General features: G+C 73.9%; 18 protein-coding genes. 8 read left to right on the top strand and 10 right to left on the bottom strand.

All coding sequences use genetic code 11. The annotated features are described in order from the left end of the window. The first annotated feature begins 31 nt into the window (after window positions 1–31). Window positions 32–952: an LLM class F420-dependent oxidoreductase gene (locus tag R4Z62_RS32495; RefSeq protein ID WP_491521672.1), complete on the top strand. Its 921-nt coding sequence runs from the start codon at window positions 32–34 to the stop codon at window positions 950–952. 25 nt (window positions 953–977) lie between these two features. Here R4Z62_RS32495 and R4Z62_RS32500 read toward each other — a convergent pair whose 3' ends face one another. From R4Z62_RS32500 to R4Z62_RS32530, 7 genes are all read right to left on the bottom strand, one after another. After that, entirely contained in the window at window positions 978–2267 is a 1290-nt protein-coding gene (locus tag R4Z62_RS32500) for a Gfo/Idh/MocA family protein (RefSeq protein ID WP_491521673.1), read from the bottom strand. 56 nt (window positions 2268–2323) lie between these two features. Further along, window positions 2324–3673, bottom strand: coding sequence for an alpha-glucosidase/alpha-galactosidase (locus tag R4Z62_RS32505; protein WP_064536959.1), 1350 nt, complete (start codon window positions 3671–3673; stop codon window positions 2324–2326). Continuing rightward, window positions 3673–4641 carry a carbohydrate kinase family protein gene (locus R4Z62_RS32510; RefSeq protein ID WP_491521674.1) on the bottom strand — a complete coding sequence of 323 codons (969 nt, stop codon included), beginning with the start codon at window positions 4639–4641 and terminating at the stop codon, window positions 3673–3675. Before R4Z62_RS32510 ends, R4Z62_RS32505 begins: the two co-directional genes overlap by 1 nt. Before the next feature lie 64 nt (window positions 4642–4705). Beyond that, complete coding sequence (locus R4Z62_RS32515) at window positions 4706–5608, bottom strand: carbohydrate ABC transporter permease (protein WP_491521675.1); 903 nt, start codon at window positions 5606–5608, stop codon at window positions 4706–4708. Next, entirely contained in the window at window positions 5605–6684 is a 1080-nt protein-coding gene (locus R4Z62_RS32520; RefSeq protein WP_491521676.1) for a carbohydrate ABC transporter permease, read from the bottom strand. The genes R4Z62_RS32515 and R4Z62_RS32520 overlap by 4 nt, the downstream gene beginning before the upstream one ends. A 10-nt stretch (window positions 6685–6694) precedes the next feature. After that, window positions 6695–8029 (bottom strand): ABC transporter substrate-binding protein, encoded by a 1335-nt coding sequence (locus R4Z62_RS32525; RefSeq protein ID WP_491521677.1) that lies wholly within the window; start codon window positions 8027–8029, stop codon window positions 6695–6697. Window positions 8030–8287: 258 nt separating this feature from the next. Further along, complete coding sequence (locus R4Z62_RS32530; protein ID WP_064536964.1) at window positions 8288–9106, bottom strand: endo alpha-1,4 polygalactosaminidase; 819 nt, start codon at window positions 9104–9106, stop codon at window positions 8288–8290. A gap of 238 nt (window positions 9107–9344) precedes the next feature. Between R4Z62_RS32530 and R4Z62_RS32535 the strand changes: the two genes are divergently transcribed. Both R4Z62_RS32535 and R4Z62_RS32540 read left to right on the top strand, forming a co-directional pair. After that, the gene (locus R4Z62_RS32535) at window positions 9345–10103 is read left to right on the top strand and encodes a DeoR/GlpR family DNA-binding transcription regulator (protein WP_491521678.1); all 759 of its coding nucleotides are present in this window, start codon (window positions 9345–9347) and stop codon (window positions 10101–10103) included. Window positions 10104–10218: 115 nt separating this feature from the next. Next, window positions 10219–10602: an NUDIX domain-containing protein gene (locus R4Z62_RS32540; protein WP_382851389.1), complete on the top strand. Its 384-nt coding sequence runs from the start codon at window positions 10219–10221 to the stop codon at window positions 10600–10602. 75 nt (window positions 10603–10677) lie between these two features. On the opposite strand, the gene R4Z62_RS32545 is transcribed toward R4Z62_RS32540, so the two are convergent. Beyond that, a complete protein-coding gene (locus R4Z62_RS32545) occupies window positions 10678–11082 on the bottom strand; it encodes a thioesterase family protein (protein WP_491521679.1) in 405 nt (134 codons plus the stop codon). A 163-nt stretch (window positions 11083–11245) separates the two neighbouring features. Here R4Z62_RS32545 and R4Z62_RS32550 point away from each other — a divergent pair, with 163 nt between their 5' ends. The 3 genes from R4Z62_RS32550 to R4Z62_RS32560 all read left to right on the top strand — a co-directional run bounded on the left by R4Z62_RS32550 (window position 11246) and on the right by R4Z62_RS32560 (window position 14740). Further along, the gene (locus tag R4Z62_RS32550) at window positions 11246–12781 is read left to right on the top strand and encodes a ricin-type beta-trefoil lectin domain protein (protein ID WP_491521680.1); all 1536 of its coding nucleotides are present in this window, start codon (window positions 11246–11248) and stop codon (window positions 12779–12781) included. A gap of 102 nt (window positions 12782–12883) precedes the next feature. Beyond that, window positions 12884–13840, top strand: coding sequence for an IS481 family transposase (locus tag R4Z62_RS32555; RefSeq protein WP_491521681.1), 957 nt, complete (start codon window positions 12884–12886; stop codon window positions 13838–13840). A gap of 183 nt (window positions 13841–14023) precedes the next feature. Further along, entirely contained in the window at window positions 14024–14740 is a 717-nt protein-coding gene (locus R4Z62_RS32560) for an SDR family oxidoreductase (RefSeq protein WP_064536968.1), read from the top strand. 63 nt (window positions 14741–14803) lie between these two features. On the opposite strand, the gene R4Z62_RS32565 is transcribed toward R4Z62_RS32560, so the two are convergent. After that, window positions 14804–15853: an aldo/keto reductase gene (locus R4Z62_RS32565; protein WP_491521682.1), complete on the bottom strand. Its 1050-nt coding sequence runs from the start codon at window positions 15851–15853 to the stop codon at window positions 14804–14806. Window positions 15854–16049: 196 nt separating this feature from the next. Here R4Z62_RS32565 and R4Z62_RS32570 point away from each other — a divergent pair, with 196 nt between their 5' ends. Continuing rightward, the gene (locus R4Z62_RS32570) at window positions 16050–16487 is read left to right on the top strand and encodes a universal stress protein (RefSeq protein ID WP_064536970.1); all 438 of its coding nucleotides are present in this window, start codon (window positions 16050–16052) and stop codon (window positions 16485–16487) included. 427 nt (window positions 16488–16914) lie between these two features. Here R4Z62_RS32570 and R4Z62_RS32575 read toward each other — a convergent pair whose 3' ends face one another. Then, window positions 16915–17487, bottom strand: coding sequence for a DUF3558 family protein (locus R4Z62_RS32575; protein ID WP_064536971.1), 573 nt, complete (start codon window positions 17485–17487; stop codon window positions 16915–16917). A 220-nt stretch (window positions 17488–17707) separates the two neighbouring features. Between R4Z62_RS32575 and R4Z62_RS32580 the strand changes: the two genes are divergently transcribed. Next, window positions 17708–18226, top strand: a complete 519-nt coding sequence (locus R4Z62_RS32580) for a hypothetical protein (RefSeq protein ID WP_491521683.1) — start codon at window positions 17708–17710, stop codon at window positions 18224–18226. The last annotated feature ends 114 nt before the right edge of the window (window positions 18227–18340 follow it).

Raw genomic sequence — 18340 nt, forward strand, 5'->3', positions numbered from 1 at the left:
CCCCGGGCGCCGCACCGCCGTTGACCCCCACATGACTGTGGGAGCGACCATCGACACGACCGGATCCGCGCTGCCCGTCGAGGATGTGGTGCGCCAGGCACGGCAGGCGCGCGCGTCCGGGCTCGGATCCCTCTGGTTCGGCCAGACCTTCGGCTACGACTCGCCGACGATCGCCGCGATCGTCGGGCGCGAGGTGCCCGGCATCCACCTCGGCACCTCCGCGCTGCCGGTCTTCGGCCGGCATCCGCTGCTCGTCTCCAGCCAGGCGCAGACCGTCCAGGCCGCCACCGGGGGCCGCTACCACCTCGGACTCGCCCTGGGCACCAAGCTGTTCACCGAGGGCGCCTTCGGACTGCCCTTCGAGCGGCCCGTCGCCCGGCTGCGCGAGTTCCTGACCGCGCTGCGCTCGCTCACCGAGACCGGGCAGGCCGACTTCGAGGGCGAACTGCTCACCGCCCGGACGCCGTTGCCCGCCTCGGTGCCCGGCGCGGAGCCCGCCGTGCCGCTGCTCGTCGCCGCGATGGGACCGCAGTCCCTGCGGGTCAGCGGTCGGCTCGCCGACGGCATCCTGCCCTATCTCGCCGGTCCGCGCGCCCTGGAGCAGCACATCGTCCCGGCCCTCACCCGGGCCGCCGAGGAGGCCGGCCGCCCCGCGCCCCGCGTCGTCGCCTTCGTGCCCGGCGTCGTCACCGCCGAACCCGAACGGGTGCGCGCCACCGCCCACGAGGCGCTCTCCTTCTACCAGCAGATCCCGTCCTACGCCCGGGTCATCGAGCAGTCCGGCGTCGCCCACCCGGTGGAACTCGCCGCCATCGGCGACGAGAAGACCCTCGCCGACACCGTCCGCGGCTACCGCGACGCCGGTGCCACCGAGGTCGTCGTCTCCGCCAGCGAACTCGGCGGCCCCGACGACCGGTTGCGCACCTGGGAGGTGCTGGGCGAACTGGCCTGACACACCCGTCCGGCGGGCCGCACCCTCAACCGGCCGCCGCAGCTGCGGCCCAGTCGGCGACCTCCACCACCGTCCCGGTCGTCCTGGCGTGCTCGGCCGCCCACACCACCTGGTGGGTGGCCAGGCTCTCCTCGGCGTCCGACAGCAGCAGCGAGGCGTCCCCGGTCGCGACGGCGGCGACGAACGCCTCGGTCAGCGCCTCGTCACCGCCGCCGTGGCCGTCCTCGGCGGACGGACCCGCCTGCGCACCGGCCTCCGCGGCGAGGTCGACGAACTCCTCGGCACCGTCGCGGAAGTCGACCACCCGCAGTGTGGTGCCGTCCCCCTCCACGAAGCCGTGCGTGCCCATCAGCCGGGTGCGGCGCTGTTCCATCGGGGTGAAGGCGCTCATGGTGAACGAGCAGGTGGCACCGGAGGCGAACTCCATGGTGACCACCTGGTGGTCCACCACGTCGTTGTCGCAGGCGTACACACAGCGCCCGTACGGCCCGGTGCGCAGCGCCTCCAGCACCCCCGCCTCCGTGTGGTCCGCCGTCACCGCCGACAGCGGCCAGAACTCCTGCTCCGGATCGCCCAGGCAGCCCAGGTAGAGCCGCTTTGCGGAGTACGGGCAGGCGGGCTCCAGCAGGCAGTCCGCGCAGCGGGCGGCGGCCCCGGCCGGCGCGTCCTCGGCCCTGAAGTGGGTCAGCGAACCGAAGGACGCGACCCGCGCGGGTGTCTCCCCGACGAGGTGCACCAGCCAGTCGATGTCGTGGCACGCCTTGGTGAGCAGCATCGGCGCCGAGGTGTCGGCGCGCCGCCAGTTGCCCCGGACGAACGAGTGCGCCTGGTGCCACCACCCCACCGGCTCCAGGTGCTGCACGCTGACGAGCCGTCCGACGCGGCCCTCGGCGAGCAGCGCCTTCAGCCGCCGGGTGTAGCCGGTGTGGCGCAGCACATGGCACACCGCCAGCAGGACACCGTGCTCGCGGGCGGCGTCCGCGATCGCGGCAGCCTCCCGCGCGGTGGTCGCCATGGGCTTCTCCAGGAGGATGTGGTGGCCGAGGGCGGCCAGCACCAGCGCGGGCCCGGTGTGGTCCCGGTCCTGGGTGGCGATGACGCACGCGTCGGCGACCCGGCCCGCGGCGGCGGCCTCCCGCCAGTCGCGGTGGGTCCGCTCGGGCGGGAGGCCGAACTCGGCGGCGGCCCGCGCCCGCCGCTCCGGGTCGGGCTCGGCCACGGCGACCACCCGCGCCGCCCCGCCCGCCTGCGCGTGACGCGCGTAGGTCATCCCCCGCAGTCCGGCCCCCACCAGCAGGAGCGTCACCTCGGTCATGGCCGTCCTCCCTTCCGGCGCGCCCCGCGGCCCGGGGCGCGCCCGTGCGGCATCCGTCAGTGGCCGAGCGTGGCGCGCAGCGACGGCTGGAGCAGGTCGCCGTGGGCCCGGACCATGTCGTCGCACAGGTCCCAGATGCGCTCCACGGGCAGGGCGGCGGCCGTCGCCGGGTCGGCCATGGCCGCCTGGCGGATCGAGCGCGGGTCGTCCTCCAGCGCTGCCCGTACGACCAGGTCGTTCATGCTCAGGTAGGAGCGGTTGAGCGCGGCGCACTGGGCGGGCAGCGCGCCGACCCGGGTCGGCTGCACCCCCAGCGCGTCCACCAGGCAGGGCACCTCCACGGTGCCGCCCGCGGGCAGGTTGTCGATCAGCCCGTGGTTGGGGACGTTGCCGTAGACCGTGCGCGGGGTGCCCGTGGTGATGCTGTGGATGATCTGCGGGGCGTACTCCATGGTGCCCTCGACGGTGAGCGGCTCGCCCTGGGCGAGGGCGTCGCGGGTGTGCTCGTAGGCGGCGATGTTCTCGTCCACGATGTCGAGATAGGCGCCGACCGGGAGGCGCAGCCGCTCGATCTCGTCGGTGTGGTGCAGGTACCAGGGCACGTACTCGGAGGAGTGCTCGCTCGTCTCGGTCGGGTAGTAGCCCAGGCGCCGGTACATGTCGACCCGCACGCGGCGCCGCAGTTCGGGGTCGGACTCGATCAGCGCGTCCAGCCGGGGGTAGAGGTCGGTGCCCCGGTGCTCCAGGCGCAGCACCCACGCCTGGTGGTTGACGCCGGCGGCCCGGTAGGTGACCTCCTCGTGCGGGACGCCGAGCAGTTCGGCGAGGTCGTGGACGGTCCAGTACACCGAGTGGCACAGGCCCACCACACGGGTGAGCCCCGTCGCCCGGGTCAGGTACTGGACGTTCATCGCCATGGGGTTGGTGTAGTTGAGCAGCCAGGCGTCCGGGCAGACCTCGGCGATGTCCTCGCCGAGCGACTTGAGCAGCGGGAAGGTGCGCAGCGCCCGGAAGATGCCGCCGACGCCGAGGGTGTCGCCGATCGTCTGGCGCAGCCCGTAGCGGGCCGGGACCTCGAAGTCGGTGCGGGTGGCCTCGCGCATGCCGACCTGGACGATGTTGATGACGAAGTCGGCACCGGCGAGGGCCGCGCGCCGCTCGGCGTGCGCGGTGATCCGCACGTTCCCGGCGGGGGCGAGCCGGTCGGCGATGTAGCGGGCCGCCCCGTGGGCGGTGGCCAGCCGTTCGGCGTCGATGTCGTGCAGGGCGATGTGCGCGCCGCGCAGCTCGGGGAAGGCCAGCAGGTCGGCCAGGAGTCCCTGGGTGAAGACGACGCTGCCCGCGCCGACGAAGGCGACCTTGGGGGAGGAGCCGGAGGGAGCGGAAGGGGGGGTCTGGGTGGTCATCACTGGTTCTTTCCGTTGCGGGTGACGGCGGCCGCGGCCTCGTCCCAGGTGGGCTGGGCCGGCGTTCCGCCATGGGCCCTGGTGGACAGTGCGCCGCAGGCCGCGGCGATCTCGAGGGCCTGCGGGAGGGGCAGGCCGCGCAGCAGCGCGGCGACGAATCCGGCGTCGAAGCTGTCCCCGGCGCCGACGGTGTCCAGCGGTCGCACGGGGACGGCGGGGGTGCGCAGCGGGGTGCGGCCGTCGTGGGTGAGGGCGCCGCGCGCCCCGTCCTTGACGGTCACCCGCGGCCCGTGGGCCGCCAGCACGGCGGCGGCCTCCTCCAGGGGCACATCCTCGGGAGCGCCGGCGGCGACGGCCAGTGCCCGCGCCTCCTGCGCGTTGGGCAGCAGGTGGTCGGTGGCGGCGAGGACGTCGGCGAGGCGGCCGGCCGCCCAGGTGCCCGCCGGGTCGTCGTTGGTGTCCAGGGAGGTGGTGGCGCCGTGCGCGCGGGCGGTGGCGAACAGCTCCGGGAGCGCGGCGGCCAGGCGGGGCAGCAGGAAGTAGGACGCGGCGTGCACGTGCCGGCTGCCGGTGAGCAGGGCCTCGGGCACGTCCTCGGGCCCGGTCGCCGGGAGCGTGCCGGGCGCGGTGAGGATGGCCCGGTCGCCGTCGGGCCGGGTCAGTACGACGGTGAGCGGGGTGGGCAGGTCCGGGTCGACGCGCAGCGCGGAGGTGCCCACGCCCCGGTCCTGAAGCGCCGCGCGGACGTAGCGGCCGGCGTCGTCGTCGCCGACCCGCCCGGCGAAGGCCACCTTCAGACCGAGCCGCGCGGCCCCGCACGCCATGATCGAGGCGGACCCGCCGAGGGTCAGCGCCCCGCTGTCGACGAGCCGCTCGCGCTGTCCGAAGGCGAGCGGCTCGTCGAGCGGGCCGACGACGATGTCGGGATTGGCGTCCCCCAGGACGAGGAGGTCGTGGGCGTACGGCATGCGGGGTTCCTTGCTGTGCGGACGGGGTGCGCCCGGTGGGCGCGGTACGGGCGGTGCGCGGGGTTCATCCCTTGAGGCCGCTCGACGTGATCGACTGGATGAAGGACTTCTGCGCGAGCAGGAAGGCGAGCAGCACGGGGAGCACGGTGATGACGTTGCCGGCCATGACCGCCGACCACTTGGTGTGGTGCTGCCCCTGGAACGTGGTCAGTCCCAGCTGGAGCGTGTACTGCGTGTCGTGGTTGATGGCGATCAGCGGCCAGCTCAGGTCGTTCCAGGTGGTGAGGAAGGTCAGCACCGCCACCGTGCTCAGCGCCGGCCGGGACAGCGGCAGCACGATGCGCCACAGCACCCGCAGCCGGGAGCAGCCGTCCAGCCAGGCCGCCTCCTCCAGTTCCCGGGGCAGGGACAGGAAGAACTGGCGCAGCAGGAACACCGCGAACGGCGTGACCAGCGACGGCACGATCAGCGCGCCCAGCGTGTCGATGAGCCCGAGCCGCTTCATGACCAGGAAGGTCGGAATCATCGTCAGCTGGAACGGGATGGCCATGGTGGCCAGCATCAGCCCCAGCAGCAGCCGCGACCCGGCGAACCGCATCCGGGCGAACGCGTATCCGGCCAGCGCGCCCAGCACCAGATTGGACGCCACCGCGACCAGCGACACGATCAGCGAGTTGAGGAACCAGCGCGGGAACATGGCGTTGCCCAGCACGTACCGGTAGCCGCCGAGGTCGATGTGCGAGGGCCACAGCGCGGGCGGGAACCGGTTGATCTGCGCGTCGCTCATGAAGGAGCTGAGCACCAGCCAGATCAGCGGTACGGCGAACACCAGGGCGAGCGGGGCCAGGAGCAGGTGCCAGGGGCTGAACGGCCACCGCCTGCGCGGCCGTCCGGGACCGCCGTCCGTGCCGTCGCCGGCTCCGGCGGCGGAGGACAGGGCCGTGGGGGAGGGGGAGGTGACCGTCATCGTGCGGCTCCTTCGAGACCGGTGCCGCCGGTACGGGCCCGGTGGCCGGTGTCCTTGAGGCGGGCGGGCCCCCGGTGCGTCCGGCGGCGCACGGCGCGGCTCACCCGCGGTACGGCGGCCAGCACCAGCAGGACCAGGGCGAGGGCGTAGGCCGCGGCCGCGCCGTACCCGGCGGTGAAGTTCTTGAACGCCTGCTCCCAGATGAAGTAGACGATGACCGTGGTGGAACCGAGCGGGCCGCCCTTGGTCGTCACGTACACGAGGTCGAAGACCTGGAGCGCGTTGATGGTCTGCCACAGCAGCAGGAAGACCAGGACCGGGGTGAGCGCGGGCAGCGTCACATGGCGCAGGATGTGGCGGCGGCCCGCGCCGTCCAGCCGCGCCGCCTCGACCAGCGAGGGCGGTACGTCCTGGAGCGCGGCGAGCAGGACCACCACGCAGAAGCCGGTGCCGCTCCACAGGGAGATCGCGACGAGCGCGGGCAGCGCCTGCCCGGGATCGGTGAGGAAGCCCTGCGGGGAGACGCCGATCTTGTGCAGCACGGAGTTGGCCGCGCCGAACTCGGGGTCCAGGATGAAGGAGAACAGGACGCCCTGGGCCGTCGCCGAGACCACGAACGGCACGAAGAAGAGGGTGCGGTACAGCGCCACGAAGCGCAGCCGCTGGTTGAGCGCCAGGGCGAGGAACAGCCCGAGGCCGATGCTCAGCGGGACGTACAGCAGCGTGTACAGCAGCGTGTTGCGGACGGCCTGGCTGAAGTGCGGGTCCTGGGCGAGTGCCCGGTAGTTGTCGAGGCCGACCCAGCGGCTGGGGGTGACCAGGTCGTCGGCCTGGAAGGACAGCAGCAGCGACCACGCCACGGGCACCACGCTCAGCCCGAGGATCACCAGCACCGCGGGGGAGACGAAGCCCCAGGCGGTGGCCGTCTCCCGGGCGGCCCGGCGGCGTGCGGAACCGGCGTGCGGCGCGGGGCCGGGCGCCGCGTCGTGCGGATCGCCGCCGTCGCCGCGGCCGGTCGTACGGCTCTTCCGGGGGGCGCGGTCCGCGAGGGTGAGGGGGGAGGGCAGGCGGGGCATGGTGGTCCTCTCAACGCGGGATGAGCAGTGCGGCGTTGGCCTCGCGGGCGCAGTCGCGCAGCGCCTCGGCGGGTGTGCTGCGGCCGATGAGCACCGCGGCGATCGCCTGGCCGAGTGCCTGGGAGACCTGCGGGTAGGCCGGGTGGACGGGGCGTACCCGGGCCGAGGTCAGTGCCTGGGTGAACACCCGCAGCCCCGTGGTCCGCGCCTCCTGCTCGCGCCACGCGGACAGGGCCTGGGTGCTCCGGCTCAGCGGCAGGCTGCCGGCGCTGACGTCCCAGCGGACGTCCTGGGCGGGCTGGGTCAGCCAGCTCACGAAGGTGCGGGCGGCGCTGGTCCGGGCGGGACCGTTGTCGAACACGGTCCAGGTGTCGGGGCCCGAGATGGTCACCGGCCGGCCGCTGTAGCTGGGCAGCGGCACCACATGGTGGTCGATGCCCGCCTGGCGGATGTCCGGCAGCTGCCACGGCCCGGTGACGACCATGCCCATCCGGCCCGAGGCGAAGACCTGGTACATCTGCTCGCTGCCGGGCTTGGGGTCGATGTAGACGCTCCGGTCCCCGGCGAGGGCGGCCACGGTGCCCAGGGCCTTCTCGCCGACGTCCTCGAACCCGATGTGCCGTCCGTCCGGGGCGATGACGTCGCCGCCCAGGTCCCACACCATCGGCCACAGCCGCCACACGGTGTCCTCGTCGCCGACACCGGGCCAGCCGGTGCCGAAGACCCCGCGCCGCCGGTCGGTGAGGCGGGCCGCGGTGTCCGTGAACTGCTCCCAGGTCCAGCCGGGGCGCGGCAGCGGCAGCCCGGCGTCGCGGAAGAGCTTCTTGTTGCAGACGACGGCGAGGGAGTCGAGCAGGGCGGGTGCGGCCCGTACGTGCCCGTTGAGGGTGACCGCGGCACGGGCCGGTGCCCAGAAGTCGTTCCAGGGCGTCGGTCCGGAGCCGACCGTCTCGGTCAGGTCGACCACGGACGGGCTGCGGGCGACACTGGCCAGGTCGGAACCGAAGACATAGGCGACGTCCGGGAACGAGCCGGCCGCGAGGGCGGCGGTGATCTTCTGGAGCATGGCGTCGGCCAGCACGCCGCCGCCCGCGTCGACCCGGATGCCGGGATGGGTGCGGTTGAACTCCGCGACCAGCTTCTCGATCGCCGCGCGGCCGGTGTCGGTCTGGCCGTGCCACAGTTCGACGGTGACCCGGCCGTCCGCGCCGACGCCGTCGGAGGTCCCGGCGGCGCAGCCGGGCAGCGCGGCCGTCGCGGCGGCGCCGAGGGCCAGCGCCGTGCCCCGCCGCAGGAACGTACGGCGTCCGGGGCCGATGCCCGGCGGACGATGTGCTGCAACCATGTGAGCCCCCAGAGGTCGCGCGACGCGGACGCCACGCGGAGGAACGTTCCGGCACGGCAGGCCGGAAGAAGGCGGGAGTGGGGAGGGGTGGGACGGTGCCGCCGGACGCGCTGGTGCCAGGGCGCCGGTGCGGCGGAGGGCGTCCGGTGACAACCGTCGACATCCGGTGGCGCGGGCGGGCGTCCACGGGCCCGCGCGACGCATCCGGACGCGTTCGCACACGAACGGATGCGCGCGCGGCGGGCGGGCGGTGCCGCCTCAGCAGGTCTTGCGGACGTAGCCGCTGCTCCCGGGAGCCGTGACGTCCAGGTCGCGCAGCACGATGCTGAGCCGGTCGCCGTAGGCGGCGCAGGCCTTCTTCAGGCCCTTGGCCTCGTACTCGATGACGATGACGTGGTCGCCGTAGCCGTCGACGTAGTCACCGCACTCGTCCCACCGGCCGCACTCCTCGGCGACGGCGAAGTCGAGACCGGTGCGCGCCCGGTCGCCGGAGAGCGCGGAGGCGTTCTTCTGGGCGATCGCGAGGCCCTTGGTGTGGGCGTGGTCGGCGAGCAGCCGGACGAACGTCTCCGCGTTGTCCTGGCTGATCAGCTTGGTGCGGTCGAAGGTGTCGAGGTTGTCGGGCTCGACCGCCTGGAAGCCCTTGGCCGCGCACGAGTCGACCCAGGAGTTGACCTTGGCCGCGATCTGCTTGCGCTTGGCGTCGGTGCGGATGTCGAGCATGGCCTCCCCCCAGTTCTTGTCGTACACGACCTTGCCGGAGGCGTCGCGCAGCAGCAGGTCGCCCCACTCGGCCTCGGCGCCGGGCTGGGCCTGGAAGGCGTTGACGTAGCAGATGTTGTAGAGGCCGGGCGCGGGGGACGCCTGGTGGTCGCGGGTCACCACCTTGACCCCGGCGGGCGGGGTGTAGGCCGTGCCGATCTGGTAGTCGAAGCCGGCGTGCGCCGGGGGAGGGGTCACATCCTGGACGGCCGCGCTGGCCGAGGCGCAGGCGGTGAGGGGACAGACGACGGCCGCTGCCACGGCCGCCGCCGCGGCGGCGCGCCGACGGGACCCGGTCCTAGAGAAGAGGGACATCCTTGAGCTCCAGAAGATGCGAGGGTACGTCCCCGCCTCGGACCTCGCGTCCCGGTGGACGGATCCTGGCGACTTTGTCCGGACTTGCGGTGAGCGCACCGCGCTACCGGCTGGGCGTACCTCTGACGCCGGGTGCTCAACTCCAGCGTTGGAAGGAGTAAAGCGAGCAATTTTCGCCATGTCAACAGATCGGAGCTGCGCATCTTGCCGCCCACGGTGCGCGGTCTATGCTCACTTCATGCTGAGAACTGAGCGTCATGCGCGCATACTTGAGCATGTCTCCGCGCGTGGTGCCGTCGACGTCACCGAGTTGTCCCGATTGCTGGACGTCTCCGGCGCCACCGTCCGGCGTGACCTGCAACATCTGAGCCGGCTGAACCTGCTGCGCCGCACGCACGGCGGGGCGATGGCGGGTGGCACGGGCCCCGAACTCCCGGTGCGCCACCGCACCGAACACCGCCGGGCGGAGAAGCAGGCCATCGCGCGGGCCGCCGCCGAGCTGGTCCCCGAGGGCGCGGTCGTCGGCATGACCGGCGGCACCACCGTCACCGAGATCGCCCGGGTCCTGGCCGCCCGGGGCGCCGTCACCATCGTCACCAACGCGGTCAACATCGCCGCCGAGCTGGTGCCGCACCACGACGTCACGCTCGTCGTCGTCGGCGGCTACGCCCGCACCGAGAGCTACGAGCTGGTCGGACCCATCGCCGAGAAGACCCTCGCCGACCACCACACCGACATCACCTTCCTCGGCGTGGACGGGATCAGCGCCACCCACGGCTGCACCACCCACGACCAGCTGGAGGCGGCGACGGACCGCGCCTTCGCCGCCAGCGGCGACCGGACCGTGGTGGTCGCCGACCACACGAAGATCGGCCGGGCCACCTTCGCCCGGATCTGCTCCCTGACGGACATCGACCACCTGGTCACCGACCGGTCGGCGGCCGCCGACGCGCTCGCCCGGATCGACGCCACCGGCGTGGCGGTCACCGTGGTGTGAGACGGCCGGCCGGGTGGGAGGGCCGCCCAGCGGGCAGGAGGATCCGTGGACGGGCCGGCCCGTCCACGGATCCTCCTGCCCGTACGGGGCGCAGGGACTACGGGAAGGCGGGACCATGACGTCGGAGCAGACCCCCCGGGGCGCGGTGCAGGCGGTGGTCGTCCACGACGGACGCCTGCTGCTGGTGGACGAGCGGGGCGGGTGGCGGCTGCCCTCGGGCACCCCGGAGCCTGCCGAGACGTCGCGGGCCACCGCGGCCCGGGTCGTCCACGAGACCACCGGCTATCTGGTCGACGGTTCCTCGGAGCTGGACCCGCAGGCCGCGGGCGAGGGCGAGGCGGCGTTCGAGGCCGTGGTGTGCCAGTTGCTGACCGCGGACCCCTCGTCCGGGGCCCGGCTCGCACCGGAGCAGATCCGCTGGGTGCCGGTGGCGGAGGCGGCGCACGGCGCGCTCCCCGGCGCGGTACGGGACTACCTGGCGGGCCACACGCCCGTATGACGAGCGGCGCGGGGCCGTGGCCCGGGTGCGGCGGCCGTCACGCCGGGCCGCGGGAGCGGGCGGCGGTCGGGCGGGTCAGCCCTCCGAGTCCTTCGAGTTCCCCGAGTCCTCCGTCCCCTCCGGGCGCGCCGCGGGCGCCGAGGCGAGGAAACGCTCCCGGTCGACGAGCACCCGGTGGATCTCACCGTCCGCGACCAGTTCCCCGGCACCGTCCACGGCGCTGACGCGGAAGGTGAGCCGCCGCCCCTCGGCGGCGGGCGCCTCGGCGGTCACCTCCACCCGGCCGCCCACCGGCGTGGCCCGCAGATGCCGCACCCGGATCTCCGTGCCCACGGTCGTCCGCCCCGGGCCGGTGAACGGCGCGGCGGCCCGCACCGTCGCAGCCTCCAGCCAGGCGATCAGCCGCGGAGTGGCGAGCACCGGCACATCACCGCTGCCCAGGGACACCGCCGTGTCGGCGCCGGTCACCTCATGTCGCATCCCCTCACGCTAGTCGCTCCCCCCTCCGTGCGCCCACCCGGCACGATTCCGGGCGGCGGCGCGTCAACCTCCGGCAGGATCGGGCGAGTTCGGGTCCCGGGTATTCCCAAAACTCTTACCGGCCAGTAAGAACCGTGGGTAACCCACTCTGCCAGGAGGTCTCATGAGACGCACCAGGCGCAGACTCCGGTGGACCCTCGCCGCCGTCGCGACCGCCGCACTGCTCGGCACGGCGCCGAACGCCGTCCCCGCCGTCGCGGCCGACACGGGCACCACCCAGCAGCAGGCGGCAGCCGTCACCGCGCTCCCGCCCGAACTGGAGGCCGTCCGGGCGGCGGAGGCCACCGCGCTCTACGGCGACCCCGCCGAGCGCCCGCCCGCCGCCCGCAAGACCTCACTGATCTCCCTCGGCGACAGCGAGATCTCCGGCGAGGGCGTCGGCACCTACGAACCGCCCACCAACGGCCCCGACAACTGGTGCCACCGCTCACCCGACGCCGCCGTCCACCGCACCGGCATCCCCGCCGACGTCACCTTCAACGTGGCCTGTTCCGGCGCCTACACGGGCAACATCAGGGCCGGCGGGACCAAGCAGTACGCCGACGAACTCGTGCAGAGCGACAACCTGGCCGTCAAGGCGCGCACCACCCGGGTCAAGATGGTGCTCCTCGTGGCCGGGGCCAACGACGACCTCCAGTTCGGCCCCGTCATGACCGACTGCGTCGAGCGCTATCTGCTCTCCCAGGGCCCCTGCGAGCCCAAGTACGCGCCGTCCTGGCAGTCCCGCGTCGACGCCCTGGTCCCCAAGGTCGAGCAGACCGTGCGCGACCTGAAGTCGGTGATGCGCGACGCCGGTTACGCCGACGGCGACTACAAGCTGGTCGTGATGAGCTACCCGAGCCCCATCGGCCCGGACTTCCGCGACAACCCCGCCTTCCCCGGCAAGCTCGCCTGCGGCGGCCTCGGCTACGACTCCGACACCGCCTGGGGCCGCAACGTCGCCGTGCCCGCCTTCGAACGCGGCATCCGCCGGGCGGCCACGGACACCGGCGCGTCCTACCTGGACGCCTCGCGCCTCTTCCACGGCCACGAGGTGTGCACGGAGAACACCTGGGCCCGCGGCCTCTACATCGACCTCTCCAAGCCCGGCCCGCCGGACGCCAACTCGGTGCGGCAGTCCTTCCACCCCAACGCGCGCGGCCACGCCGCCTTCGCCTCCTGCCTCACCCGGTTCTACGACTCCGGGCTGCGTGAGGCGTCCTGCGCCGACGTCGACTCCGCGGGCACGCCCGCCCTCTACCCGTACGCCTGGGACGACGTGTACGCGCCGGTGAAGAACCGGGGGACCGGCGGCTGCATGGACGTCTCCGCCTCCCGGAGCGCGAACGGGACCGTGGTGCTCGGCTGGGACTGCGCCGGGACCCGCAACCAGGACTGGTGGTACGACCCCGCGGGCCGGACCTTCCGCACCGCGCTCACCCAGGACCGCTGCCTGGACGTCCCCGGCGCCCGGTACCAGGCGGGCGCCGCGCTGATCGTCTGGAACTGCTCGGGCTCCGCCAACCAGAAGTTCGTGCGCGACGGCGACACGATCCGCCCGTCGGCCGCGACCGGCCTGTGCCTGGCCCACGCCGCGCCCCGTGAGCCGCTGCGCCTGCAGAACTGCGACGGCTCCGCCGGACAGCGCTTCACCGCCTAGCTGTATTGATCACGAGCGTTGTTGACGCGCGTGGGTGCTTGATCATGGCGAAGACCTCCGGTGTGGTGGAGCTGTCTAGGACCGCACCACACGGAGGTCTTCGTGTCCCACCGTAATGCCCGGCTGACCGTTCACGGCAGGCGGCTGCTCGTCGAGCGTGTCCGCTGCGGCCGTGCCGTCGCGCATGTCGCCGCCGAGATGGGCGTCTCACGCGCCACAGCCCACAAGTGGATCCGCCGCTGGCGTACCGAGGGCGAGGCCGGCCTCGCCGACCGCTCCAGCAGGCCCCGAACCACCCCGCACCGCACGCCGGCCGCCGTCGAGGCCCGGGTGTGTCACGAGCGGCAGGTCCGCAAGCTCGGTCCCGCACGGCTGGGGCCGGTCCTGGGCCTGCCCGCCTCGACCGTGCACCGGATCCTGGTCCGCCACGGCCTGAACCGGCTGGCCCACCTGGACCGGCCCACCGGACAGCTCATCCGCCGCTACGAACGCGACCGGCCCGGCGAGCTGCTCCACGTGGATGTCAAAAAGCTCGGCCGCATCCCCGACGGCGGCGGCCACAGGGTACTGGGCCGCCAGGCCGGCCGCGCCCGCCGCAGCGGCATGGGATTCGACTACATCCACTCCGCCGTCGACGACCACTCCCGCCTGGCCTACAGCGAGGTCCACCCGGACGAGAAGGCCGTCACCTGCGCCGGCTTCCTGCGGCGGGCCGCAGTCTTCTTCGCCACCTGCGGCATCACCCGCATCGAACGCGTCCTGACCGACAACGCGTGGCCCTACCGCAAGAGCTTCGCCTGGCGGCAGGCGCTGGACGATCTCGGCGCGGCCGACAAGCTCACCCGCGCCTACCGGCCGCAGACCAACGGCAAGGTCGAACGCTTCAACCGCACCCTGCTCGACGAATGGGCCTACCAGCGGCCCTACACCAGCAACACCGAACGCACCGACGCCCTGACAGACTTCCTGCACACCTACAATCACCACCGCTGCCACACCGCACTCGGAGGCAAGCCCCCAATCAGCCGTGTGAACAACGCTGCGAGTCAATACACCTAGCCGGCGGCCCACCCCTCCCCGGGGACCCACCCCTCCCCGGGGACCCGCCCGGTGCCGGGGGGCGCGGCGCGGTCCGGTCACGGCACGTCCGCTGACCGGATCGCGTCGGCTCCGGCGGCCGGACCGCCACCGCGGTGGCATGATCGGCTCCGGACCGTCGACGAGCGGAAGGGGCCCGACAGCATGCCTGCGAGGACCGTACTGATCACCGGAGCGTCGCGCGGGATCGGGCTCGCCACCGGCCGCCGCCTCGCCGGGCAGGGGCACCGGGTGCTCGGGATCGCCCGGTCCGCGGGAGAGGGCGGCTTCCCCGGCGAGCTGTACCGCTGCGACCTCGCCGACGAGGCGGAGACCGCGCGGGTGCTGGAGACCGTCACCGCCGAGCACCCGGTGGACGCCGTCGTGAACAACGTCGGCGTCGCGCTGCCCGAACCGCTGGGCGAGGTCCGGCTCGACACCCTGCGGACCGTCCTCGATCTGAACGTCCGCACCGCCGTGCAGGTCACCCAGGCGTGCGTCGAGGGCATGCGGCGGCGCGGCTGGGGCCGCATCGTCAACGTGACCAGCCGCTCCGTGCTGGGCGCGCGCCACCGCAGCGGCTACACGGCGGCCAAGAGCGCGCTGGACGGCCTGACCCGCACCTGGGCGCTGGAGCTGGCCGCCGACGGGATCACGGTGAACTCCGTCGCCCCGGGACCGGTGGAGACGGATCTGTTCCGCGCCTCGCACCCGGTCGGAGGCGAGGAGGAGGAACGGGTGCTGCGCTCCGTGCCCGCGGGGCGGCTCGGCCGGCCCGGCGAGGTCGCCGCGGCCATCGCGTTCCTGCTCGGCGAGGACGCGGGCTACATCACCGGCCAGACGCTGGGCGTGGACGGCGGCGGCAGCATCGCCGGGCGGTGACCCGCGCGCCGTACCGCCGACGGGCGCGGCGCGGCCCCGGCGGCCGGGGCACGGCCGCGCCGCTCAGTCGGCGGAGCGCGAACCGGCGGGACGGCGCCGCAGCGCGGGTGTGGTCAGCGCCGGCGGGGCCCAGACGCCGTCCGGCGGATAGACGTCGGTCCCGGGCGGCACGATCGCGTCGATCCGGTCGAGCGCGGCGTCGTCCAGGACCACGGACCGGCCCTTCAGGGTGGCGCGCAGCTGCTCCATGGTGCGCGGGCCGATGATCACGGACGTGACCGCGGGATGAGCCAGCGGGAAGGCCACGGCCAGTTCCGGCAGCGTGCGGCCCATCTCCTCGGCCAGGGCCACCAGTTCCTCGACCGCCTCCAGCTTCGCGACCGTGGTCGGCGCCGACGGGTCGAAGCGGCCCGGGTGCAGGGCGGGGCGCCCCGTGCTCAGATCGGTGTCCCGGCCCTTGCGGTAGCGGCCGGTCAGGAACCCCGACGCCAGCGGGCTCCAGGTCAGCACGCCCATGCCCAGGCGCTCGGCCACCGGCAGCACATGCCGTTCGACGCCCCGGGCCAGCAGCGAGTACGGCGGCTGCTCGGTCCGGAACCGGTGCAGACCGCGCCGTTCGGCCACATGGTGCGCCTCGACGATCTGCTCCGCGGGGAACGTGGAGCAGCCGAACGCCCGTATCTTGCCCTGGCGCACGAGGTCGGTGAGGGCGGAGAGGGTCTCCTCGACGTCGGTGCGGTGGTCGGGCCGGTGCACCTGGTACAGGTCGATCCAGTCGGTGCCCAGGCGCCGCAGGCTGTCCTCGACCGCGCGGACGATCCAACGCCGGGAGTTCCCGCCGCTGTTGGGTCCGTCCCCCATCGGGAAGTGCACCTTGGTGGCGAGCACCACGTCGTCGCGCCGTCCCTTGAGCGCCTTGCCGACGACGGTCTCGGACTCCCCGGCCGAGTACATGTCGGCGGTGTCGACGAAGTTGATGCCCTCGTCCAGCGCGGCATGGATGATCCGGGCGCAGTCGTCGTGGTCGGCGTTGCCGACGGAGCCGAACATCATGGTGCCGAGGCAGTAGGGGCTGACCTCGATGCCGGTACCGCCCAGAATGCGGTGGCGCATGTGTGTCTCCTCGCGAGCCGTCCTCAGATGTCGGCGTGACCCTACGGGTTGGAGCCCGCTCCAGGGCAAGCGCACCGGCGTCCGGCCGGGTCCGCGGGGCCGCCCGGAACAGATCACCACCGGCCGGTGTTCATACCGGTGTTCGACCGCGCCGACCGGTGCGGTCGGGCAGGATCCGAACGGAAGAGGGAAGCACATGTTCCACCGCGTACTCGTCGCCGTCGACTCGAGCCCCGCCCGCCACTCGGCCGTACGACTGGCAGGTGACATGGCGCGGCTGACCGGCGCCAGGGTCGGCGTGCTGCACGTCGCGCCCACCGCGGCGACGCTCGCCGTCGTCGTCCCGCTGGAGGGCGACGCGGAGGCCAAGGCCCTCGTCGACGAGGCCGTCACCGCGCTGCGCGAGGCGGGTGTCGAGGCCGAGGGCACCGTCGCGAGCGGCCTCACCACCGAGATCGCCACCGCCATCTCCGCCGCCGCCGAGGACTTCGGCGCCGACCTGGTGGTCCTCAGCCCGCACCATCGCGGCTTCCTCGAAGGCATCTTCAGCCCCCGGGTCAGCGACGCCGTCGCCCACACCGGCCGCACGGCCGTCCTGCTGGCCCCGGAGGAGGGCCCCGGCACCGGAGCCTGAGGTCCGCGCCGAGGCGGCGGCCGTGCCTGTACCTGCTCCGGTGGTGCCCGGAGCGCGGCCCCGTCGCCGCCGTCGTGGACCCCGAAGCGCCCGAGCGGTGCTCCGGCGGCGAACGCGGCCAGTGCCACCGGCCCCGCGCCGCCCGGTCCCGCGCCGCTGCGGAGACGGGCGCGGGTGCACCGCTGGTCCGCGCCGGTGCGCCGCCGGGCCGCGCGGACGCGCCGCAGGTCCTCGCCCGGCGGCTCGGCGAGGAGGACGGCCGCCGTCACGCGGGACCGCCGGCTCCGCCTCGGTTTCGTCGTCCGGGTCGGTGGGCCGGGCGCCGGGAAGCGGGCCCGCCGTCCGCCCGCCCGTCGAGTGCCCCGCCACGGCGCGCTGTCGCGGTCCCGGCGCCATGGACTGCCGTGTGCGAGGCCGTGCCGGACGGTCAGGAGCGGGCGGCGGGCAGTTTCCCCTCCACGCGGGGCGCGAGCTTGTCGAGGCCGTCGCAGAGGTCCTGCTGGGTGGGTCTGACGTCGGAGACGCCGAGGAACTCGGAGAGCCGGACGAGGGCGGCCGAGGAGCCGTCGATCGAGAACAGCAGCTCGCACCGGACGTCGTTCCCCGGCGTCGTGTTCCGCCAGATCCGCCGGCCGCCGACGGCGGAGCGCTCGGTGATCCGTTCCCCGGAGGAGGCGCGCAGGGTGCGCACCTCCGCGTCGGCGGACCTCGGCAGCAGCGTCAGCGTCAGCGCGGTGCTCGCGCCCTCGAAGAACGCCGAACCCTCCCAGAGGCAGCCGGGCGGGTCGCTCATGGGCCGGGCGTCGTGCAGTTCGTACTCCGTCACCTCGTCCTCGGTGAAGAAGTCGCACGGCGTGATCGACCTGGCATCGGCGGGCCGTGGCGCGGGCCGCGCCGCGCCGGATCCCCCGGAGGATCCCGACGAGCATCCGGTGACGGCGCCGAAGCACAGGATCACCGGAGCGACGGCACAGACCAGCAGCGGGCTCCGACCCCTCATCACCACTCCTCGGCGCCTCCCCAGACAGCCCCTAGGGGCAGCGGCCATGGCGTCATCCGGCACCACGGGACCCGTTGTCCCTCCGCCCTCCGGAACCGTTCTTCCCTGGTCGTGCGTTCTCTGGCTCGCGGGGACCTGCGCCTCTCTGGCCGGTGACGCGGCTCTCTGCTTCCCCCTCAGCCGGGCCGCCGATGCCCACAGCGGTCAGGCGCCCGCACTGGTGCTGACCGCGATCACGCTGCCCCGGTCCGTGCTCCCGCTGCTGGGCGGGGCAGCGGGCGACCGCTCCGGCGCCCACCGCGTGCTGATCACGGGCGATGCCGCGATGCTCGCGGCTGTCCTCGCCCTGGCTCTGGCGACCGGGACGCGGGGGACGTCGCTGGGGGTGCTCCTCGGGTTCGCCGCTGTGGTCGGCACCGTCGACGCGTTCTGTCTGCCCGCGACGGGCTCCATGCCGCGCCGCCCGGTGAGCAAGGAACAGTTCCCCCGTGCGATGGCTGTGCGGCAGGCAGCGGTCAGGCGGCCGCACAGCTCGGGGCGGCGCTGGTGGCCGCTTGCGGCCTGGGGGACGGCCCTGGTCGACGCGGGCAGTTTCGTCGTGGTCCTGGCCGTCACGGTGTGGGTGTGCCCGGCGGCCGAGACGGAGCGGGCTCCTCGTGCGCAGAGCGTGCTCGCGGGGATCACCGACAGGCCGAAGCTCGCGGCGGCGGATCCCGTCCTGCGCACGCGCTGCTGCTGACGGCAGCGGCCGCGGCGGCGCTGCTGCCGGCGATCTCGCTGCTCGGCCCGCCGCTGGTCCGTTCCAACGGCTGGGGGCCGGGAACGGCGGGCCTGGTCGCCGCAGGGCAGGGCG

The organism is Streptomyces sp. PL-25 (genome assembly GCF_058344915.1).